Raw genomic sequence first — 1,754 nt, 5'->3', positions numbered from 1 at the left:
AGTGTTCTATTGGATGCATCGTTATTCCACCTCCCAAACAAAATCTCCAGAATAATACACTATGTACTTCTGTTATCTTTATCGACATTTTCTCTCACAAACTTTAGCTAATTTAGGACACCACCAAAGATTGCCCATAAAAAGCCTTGAGTCCCATCTAAAAATCCTAATTTAAAAATATATCGGCTAATGAAATCTACACAGGAAAGTAAAATTTGTAGAATAAATATTACTTTTTTCCCCTGGTTAAATTTTTTTAAAGCCTCAATACCGGAATATTGATTAAACCTTTCAAAATAATCTCTAATATCTTTGTAACTAAAATGAAGGATATAATTTTTAAAGTAGCCTATTTCTCCATCAATAAACAGGTCTTTATGAACTAGGGCTTGAGTAAATTTAGCCTTTTGTCTTTTGAACAACCGAATATGTTTTTCGTGACCACAGCCGCCATATCGCAATTCTTTGCCAAGCCAGTAGAGTTTAAACGGAATGTAATACCCATCTTTATTTAGTTTGCTCTGGAGTATTTCATCTTTTAGTTGCGGTGTTACTCGTTCATCTGCATCAATGCTCAATACCCACTCTGATGTTGCCTTTTCTAAAGCAAATTGCTTTTGAAGACCGTATCCTTCCCATTTTCTTTGGATTATTTTATCCGTGTATTCTTTACAAATTTCAACCGTTTTATCACTGCTTTTAGAATCCACAACCACTATTTCATCTGCCCATTTGACACTTTCTAAACAATTCTTGATATTCTCTTCTTCGTTATAGGTAATGATAATGACAGATATACCCAATTCCCTTTCTCCAAAATTATATTATCATAGAATTGTTAAACTGTCAATAAAAATGTTGAGTTCGGATGTGTGTAATAAAAGAGAGCGTTGCGTAGGACATAAAGCTATATCTATGGTCCCACAGGCATTGCTTTACCTCATTTTTTGCCATCTTTTTGTTTCCCCTGAAAATAGCGAATTAGCGAATTAGTGAATTAGCGAATTAGTAGGGAAAACTCACTATCCAGAGGTTTATTCCTTCCCTACCTACTACCTACTATTTTCATCGTCCTTTGTGCCCTATCGGGGCATGAGCGTTTCCCCTGAAAATAGGAAGTAGAGAGTAGAAAGTAAAGAAAACACCACTACTCACGCTTATCTCCCTATCTCCCACCTTCTATCTCCTACCTACTATTTTCATCCTCATTTGTGAACCAACGGTTCATGAGTGTTTCCCCTGAAAATAGCCTTTGGAGTGCGAAAGCTTGCTTTCGCTTTTACTCCTGCGAAAGCGGTAGCAAGCTACCGCACTCCATATATTTTCATCGTCCTTTGTGAGTCGCAGACTCATGAGCGGTTTCCCCTGAAAATGTATGTAAGCTATTGCAATTATTGATGTTTTGTAATAGCGATAGGGAAGTAATACCATCTCTTCTCTTAAAAACGCACAATATCCCCTTCCCGCAATCGTCTCAAAAACTTTTGTCTCTAAACTATCGCTCCTATTCTATCAACAACCTATTATACATAGATTTATACTATATAGTCCAAATATATGGTCAGCCAGCATAGCTATTAAAAATTTCTCCTGCGTGCTCTATAGCAACATTCCTTTGTTCTTATGTCTGGCTCGGTCAGTTTCTCCTTCGGGGTCTCTTACCACCAGTAACACCCGACCTCTGTTCCCATATATCTCTTTCATCTATACCCTATGCTGCTTTCTTAAGAAGAACTACATCATAACCAATATTG

The 1,754-nt window shown here is 36.7% G+C and carries 1 protein-coding gene; it reads right to left on the bottom strand.

Annotation, left to right across the window (positions count from 1 at the left end):
* Nucleotides 1-107: 107 nt before the first annotated feature.
* The gene (locus AB1414_20235; GenBank protein MEW6609743.1) at nucleotides 108-803 is read right to left on the bottom strand and encodes a glycosyltransferase family 2 protein; all 696 of its coding nucleotides are present in this window, start codon (nucleotides 801-803) and stop codon (nucleotides 108-110) included.
* Nucleotides 804-1,754 lie beyond the last annotated feature (951 nt).

This window comes from bacterium (assembly GCA_040755795.1).
Taxonomy (GTDB): Bacteria; UBA9089; CG2-30-40-21; order CG2-30-40-21; family SBAY01; genus JBFLXS01.
Note: the sequence above shows the minus strand (reverse complement) of the source record. Positions and strands in the feature narration are given on the sequence as shown.